Annotated in this window: 4 protein-coding genes; 1 reads left to right on the forward strand and 3 read right to left on the reverse strand. The window is 66.2% G+C overall.

Going from position 1 to position 3,978, the window contains the following annotated elements:
• The 3 genes from ABYW26_RS11620 to ABYW26_RS11630 form a co-directional block, all read right to left on the reverse strand.
• Window positions 1–1,081: heme biosynthesis protein HemY (locus ABYW26_RS11620; protein WP_372605046.1), on the reverse strand; the 1,081-nt coding region annotated here is incomplete at its 3' end.
• Window positions 1,082–1,092: 11 nt separating this feature from the next.
• Window positions 1,093–2,346 carry a COG4223 family protein gene (locus tag ABYW26_RS11625; protein ID WP_372605049.1) on the reverse strand — a complete coding sequence of 418 codons (1,254 nt, stop codon included), beginning with the start codon at window positions 2,344–2,346 and terminating at the stop codon, window positions 1,093–1,095.
• Window positions 2,347–2,406: 60 nt separating this feature from the next.
• Window positions 2,407–3,132: a uroporphyrinogen-III synthase gene (locus tag ABYW26_RS11630; RefSeq protein WP_372605047.1), complete on the reverse strand. Its 726-nt coding sequence runs from the start codon at window positions 3,130–3,132 to the stop codon at window positions 2,407–2,409.
• A 73-nt stretch (window positions 3,133–3,205) separates the two neighbouring features.
• Here ABYW26_RS11630 and tsaD point away from each other — a divergent pair.
• The coding region (gene tsaD, locus ABYW26_RS11635) for a tRNA (adenosine(37)-N6)-threonylcarbamoyltransferase complex transferase subunit TsaD (protein WP_372605048.1) at window positions 3,206–3,978 on the forward strand (773 nt) is incomplete at its 3' end.

Consider the following 3,978-nt stretch of genomic DNA (forward strand, 5'->3'; position numbering starts at 1 on the left):
AACGGCGCGCCTCGGGAAAGTCCTCGGCGGCAAGGTTCAACTCGGCCTTGAGCAGCTTGGTCTCGCGGTGATCGGGGCTGATCCGGGTCAGCTGGCCAAAGCGCTTGACCCGGGCCTCGGGGGTCTCTTCCGGTTCGATCTCGGCAAAGGCGGTGGCCAGATCGGGATGCGGATGCACCTCCCATGCTTTTTTCAGAACCCGGGTCGCATAGCGCGGCTTGCCCTGTTCGATATAGGTGCGGGCGGCCATGGCGGCGGCGGGGATCAGGTCGGGCGACAGGCGGTTGGCCTCGATCGCGGCTTCGCGGGCTTCGATGGTGTTACCCTCGTCGAACACGCCCTTGGCCTCGGACAGGGCCAGAACCGCGTCGCGGCGCCGATGCACGTCACGCGGCAGGGCGCCGTGTTTCAGCTTGGCGTTCAGGGTTCGGCGGGCGCCGGTCCAGTCGGCGTTCTCGGCCTGCAGATGCAGCAGGATGTCCTGGGTTTCGGTATGGGCCGGTTTCAGGGCAAAGGCCTTTTCCGCCAGTTTCAGCGCCACGTCCTTGTCACCATCGGCCAGCTTTTGCTTCATGATGCCGCGCACGCCGACAAAGCGGGTGCGGTTGTCTTGCAGAAGCAATTTATAGGTCTGCTCGGCCTTCTTGCGATCCCCGGCCAGTTCAGCCGCTTGCGCGGTCAGAAGGTTGGTCAGTTCCGGGCGGTGCAACAGGCGTTCGGCCTTGGCGGCCTTGGCAATCGCATCGCGCCCATCGCCCGAGGCCAGCGCCATCATCCCATCGGCAAGCGCCTGAAAGCCGCGGCGTTCGCGGCTGCGGCTAAAATAACGCGAGATCGCGGTTTCGTCGCCCGAGATGAATTTCAGCACCGCAACCAGCAACCCGGCCAGCTTCAGCACCAGCCAGACCAGCACCAGCAGCAATCCGGCGACGATCACCGCTTGCAACGGGCCCATGGTGAATTCCCAACCGGCAAAGGCGACCTGAATGCCGGCGTCGGATTCCATCAGGATACCGGCGCCAAAGGTCAGAGCCGCGATCAGGACGACGAACAACAGAATTTTCAGAAGAGACCAAAGCATGCGTTATCTCCTCAGTTCAGGTTCTGGCTGGCGGCGAATGCATCAGCGGCGGCCAGCACATCCAGACGGGTTTGCGCGGCGGTGACCCAATCGGCCATCGCCGTTTGGCCCGCTGGCGGCAAGCTGGCGAGTTCGGCCAGAGATTGCGCCAGATCACCAGACCGCAGCGCCGCTTCGGCCCGCGACAGGATCGCATCCGGGTCATCGCCTTCGCGCGGGTTCAGCGACCTTGCCCCGACTTGCGATCGCAGGAACGCGCCCAGCCGTTCGGTGGCGCTGTCGCCCATCTCGGATTTCAGCGATTCACTCAGCGCGGCGCGGGCGGCGGCGGGAAAGCTGGCCTGCAATTCACCCAGCGTCGGCGCGCCGGTGCTGGCGGCAGCGGCCAGCGGGGCCGGAATATCGGCGCTGTCGAACACCGCCAGCGCATCGGCATAGGCACCGCCGGTTTCCAGCGCGGCCTTGATCCGCATCATCGCGGCATTCGATTCCAACGCGCGGGCATTGGCGGTGGCGGCGTCGATTTCCGCCGTGGCATCGGCGGCGGCACTGGCGACCTTGTCGGCCAGTTGCTGATTTTCCGTCCGCTGCGCGTCCAGTTCGGCCCGCATCGTCGCCAGTTCTTTCTCATAGGCCGCAGCCGCTGCGGGATCGCCACCGATGGCAACCGGCGGGCGGGCCTCAAGCGCGCTTAACCGATCCGCAAGCGCCGAAACCTGTGCGCCCAGATCATCCACCGCATCGGAAACCGGGCCGACTTCAGCCGAAATCGACGATTTCAGCGCCACGATATCGCCCGACAGATCCGGGGCGGCGGGGCGGGCTTCAAGATCCTTGATCCGGGTGGTCAGCGTGGCAAGCTGGCTGGCCTGCGCGGAAATCTGTTCGCGGGCCCCGTTATCGCCCATCAGATCGACACCGATAACCTGTGCAGCCCCAAATCCGATGGCGGCGGCGACAACACCACCCAGCGCGGTTGCAATGAACCCGCCGCCGGATTTCGCCGCCGGGGCGGCAGCCGGGGTCGGTGCGGGCGCAGGCGTGGGTTCCGCGTCGGCCTCAGCCTCGGGTTCGACTTCGGCCTCTGTGTCTTCGACGATTTCCGCGTCCTCGATCAGGTCGGACTGGTCGATCACAACCGGCGCATCCGCGTCAGGCTGGGGCGCGGCGTCGGTTGTTTCGGCAGGGGCGTCCTGTCCGTCCTGCTGCGGCTCGGAGGGCTGAATTTCTTCGTTGTTCTCGGTTTTCTTTTCAGAATCGTCCACCAAGCCATACCCCCTGCTGTTCGCTTATTACTGTCGCGGCACTGCCCGCCTGAGGCAAGCCTAGTCTTGCGCGGCGCCGCCCTCAAGATGGCGTGGCGCGTCAATTAGACCCGCCAGCGCCTCAAGCATGGCCTCGGCATCGGGCCTGACCGCCAGCGCCTCGGCAACGGGGGCCGGTCCGGTCCAGGCGTGACGGGTGGCGGCGCTGATCGCGGCAAGGGCAATTTCCGCGTGCGCACCGGCACAGGCCTGCCCCGCCAACGCGGCCGAGCGTGGCGAAAACAGCGGCAGCAAAATCCGCCCCGGCCCAGCAAGGGCCAAGCGGGCGTTTTCATCGAAATCCTGCGCAATTTGCCGGTAAACCACCCGGTCATGACAGGCGATGCCACCCGCCGTCAGACGCCCCGCCACATCGCCGCGCGTGTGTTCGCCATGCAGATGCACCAGCGGCCCGGCCGGTCGGTCAGCAAGGATCGTCGCAATCAGCGCCTCGGCATCGCCGCCGCAATCGCGCGCATTCAACCCCGCCGCCCGCGCGGCCTGTGTCGTGCGCGGCCCGACACAATAGGCGGGAACCTGCCAGCCTTGCGCCGCCGCCACCGCATGAACCGAGGTCAGGATAATGCCTGCCGCACCCTCGGGGTCGGCGGGCACACCGGCCTCGATCCGCATCAGCGGCGCCACAATCACCGGCACATCCGGGAACCGCGCCGTGAACCGGGCGGCAAAGTCGCGGCTTTGCGCCAAGGGGCGGGTCAGGATAAGGGTGGTCGGGCCTTGGGTCACGAATACCTGCCGGGATTGTCTGGAACCTTCCCCGGTGTTACCTGCCCAAGAGAAAGGGCGCAACGACAGAGCCATGAGCAAGACACTGACCATCCTCGGGCTGGAAAGCAGCTGTGACGACACCGCCGCCGCGGTGCTGGTCCATACGCCCGGCGAACCGGCGCGGATCTTGTCTTCGGTTGTGGCGGGTCAGACCGAACTGCATGCCGCCTATGGCGGGGTCGTGCCCGAGATCGCCGCCCGCGCTCATGCGGAAAAGCTGGATATCTGTGTCGAACAGGCACTGGCGCAAGCCGGAATTGGCCTTGGCCAGATCGACGCCGTCGCGGTGACCGCCGGGCCGGGCCTGATCGGTGGCGTCTTGTCCGGCGTCATGTGCGCCAAGGGCATCGCTGCCGGGGCGGGCAAGCCGCTGGTCGGGGTGAACCATCTCGCCGGGCACGCGTTGACACCGCGCCTGACCGATGGGCTGGAATTTCCCTACCTGATGCTGCTGGTATCGGGCGGGCATTGCCAGTTTCTGCTGGTCAAAGGCCCACAGGATTTTACCCGCTTGGGCGGCACGATCGATGATGCTCCGGGCGAGGCTTTTGATAAGACCGCGCGCCTGCTGGGGCTGGATCAGCCCGGCGGCCCTGCGGTCGAGGCTGCGGCCAAGACCGGCAACGCCAAACGATTTGCCTTTCCGCGCCCGCTGTTGAACCGGCCCGGCTGTGACATGTCGTTCTCGGGCCTGAAAACCGCGCTGCTGCGCACCCGCGATCAGATCGTCGCGGAAAAGGGCGGCATCACCATTCAGGACCGCGCCGACATGTGCGCCGGATTTCAGGCTGCCGTGCGCGATGT

Origin of the sequence: Actibacterium sp. (genome assembly GCF_041584535.1) — a bacterium.
GTDB lineage: Bacteria > Pseudomonadota > Alphaproteobacteria > Rhodobacterales > Rhodobacteraceae > Actibacterium_D.